A 2,029-nucleotide genomic window follows, 5' to 3' on the forward strand; every position below is an offset into this window, starting at 1 on the left:
AGACCCTGGGCCCGGTCGAGGCCTGGGCCGCTATCCAAGGCGATGAAGCCAAGCGCCGCGACTACCAGCAGGTGCGCGGCCTGGGCGGTTTTGTGCGCTCAAGCTGGGACGAGGTCAACGAGATCGTCGCCGCTGCCAACGTCTACACCGCCAAGACCTGGGGGCCAGACCGCATCATCGGCTTCTCGCCCATCCCGGCCATGAGCATGGTCAGCTATGCCGCCGGCAGCCGCTACCTCAGCCTGATCGGCGGCGTGTGCATGAGCTTTTATGACTGGTACTGCGACCTGCCGCCCGCCAGTCCCCAAATCTGGGGCGAGCAAACCGACGTGCCTGAGAGCGCCGACTGGTACAACAGCAGCTACATCATCGCCTGGGGCTCCAATGTGCCCCAGACACGCACGCCCGATGCCCACTTCTTCACCGAGGTGCGCTACAAGGGCGCCAAGACGGTGGCCATCACGCCCGATTACTCCGAGGTGGCCAAGCTGGCTGACCTGTGGATGCACCCCAAGCAGGGCACCGATGCCGCCGTGGCCATGGCCATGGGCCATGTGATCCTCAAGGAGTTTTACCTGGATCGGCGCAGTGCCTACTTTGACGACTACGCACGGCGCTTCACCGACCTGCCCATGCTGGTGATGCTGCGCGAGCAGACCCTGCCCGACGGCCGCGTGGTGCAAGTGCCCGACCGCTTTGTGCGGGCCAGCGACTTCAACGGCCGGCTGGGCCAAGCCAACAACCCAGACTGGAAGACCGTGGCCTTTGACACCGGCGGCCGGGCCGTGTTGCCGCAAGGCTCCATCGGCTTTCGGTGGGGGCCGGAAGGGCGCACTGACGCGGGCCGCTGGAACCTGGAAGACAAAGAAGCCCGCCACGGCCAGACGGTGAAGCTCAAGCTCTCGGTCATCGAAGACGGTGCGCAGGCCCATGAGGTGGTGGACGTTGGCTTCCCCTACTTCGGGGGCGTGGAGAACCCGCACTTCCAGGCCAATGCCCAAGGCGGTGACGTGCGCCAAGCGCGGGTGCCTGCGGTGCGCCTGCGCCTGGGCAAGGCTGGTGAAGAGCGCCACGCCTTGGTCGCCACCGTGTTTGACCTGCAGCTCGCGCAATATGGCCTGGACCGTGGCCTGGGCAGCGGAGCCGCCAGCTATGACGACAACGCGCCTTACACCCCGGCCTGGCAAGAGAGCATCACCGGCGTGCCCCGCGAGCAGATCATCAGCGTGGCGCGCCAGTTCGCCGACAACGCTGAGAAAACCGAGGGACGCTCGATGATCATCATCGGCGCGGCCATGAACCACTGGTATCACAGTGACATGAACTACCGCGGCGTCATCAACATGCTGATGATGTGCGGCTGCATCGGCAAAAGCGGTGGCGGCTGGGCCCACTATGTGGGCCAAGAGAAGCTGCGGCCTCAAACCGGCTGGACAGCCCTGGCCTTTGCGCTGGATTGGGCGCGTCCGCCGCGCCAGCAAAACTCCACGAGCTTCTTCTATGCCCACACCGACCAGTGGCGCTATGAGAAGTTGGGCATGGACGAAGTGCTCTCGCCGCTGGCCGACAAGGCCGCTTACCAGGGCAGCGCCATCGACTTCAATGTGCGGGCTGAACGCATGGGCTGGCTGCCCTCAGCCCCCCAGCTCGACCGCAACCCTTTGCGTGTGGCCAAAGAAGCGGCGGCCGCGGGCCAAGAACCCAAAGCGTATGTCGCCGCCCAGTTGCAAAGTGGCCAGCTCGACATGGCCTGCCACGACCCCGACGCACCGCAAAACTGGCCGCGCAATATGTTTGTCTGGCGCAGCAATATCTTGGGCTCCAGCGGCAAGGGTCATGAATACTTCTTGAAGCACCTGCTGGGCACCAGCAATGGCGTGCAGGGCAAAGACCTCGGCAAAGATGAGGCCAAGCCCTCGGAAGTGAAATGGCACGACAAGGCCCCAGAAGGCAAGCTCGACCTGCTGGTGACGTTGGACTTCCGCATGAGCACCACCTGTCTGTATTCAGACATCGTGCTGCCCACTGC

At 64.4% G+C, this 2,029-nt stretch carries 1 protein-coding gene; it reads left to right on the plus strand.

All coding sequences use genetic code 11. The annotated features are described in order from the left end of the window. The coding region (locus tag KAK11_RS21605; RefSeq protein WP_210811702.1) for a nitrate reductase subunit alpha at positions 1-2,029 on the plus strand (2,029 nt) is incomplete at both ends.

Origin of the sequence: Ideonella paludis (assembly GCF_018069865.1) — a bacterium.
In the GTDB taxonomy this organism is placed as follows: Bacteria; Pseudomonadota; Gammaproteobacteria; order Burkholderiales; family Burkholderiaceae_C; genus Ideonella; species Ideonella paludis.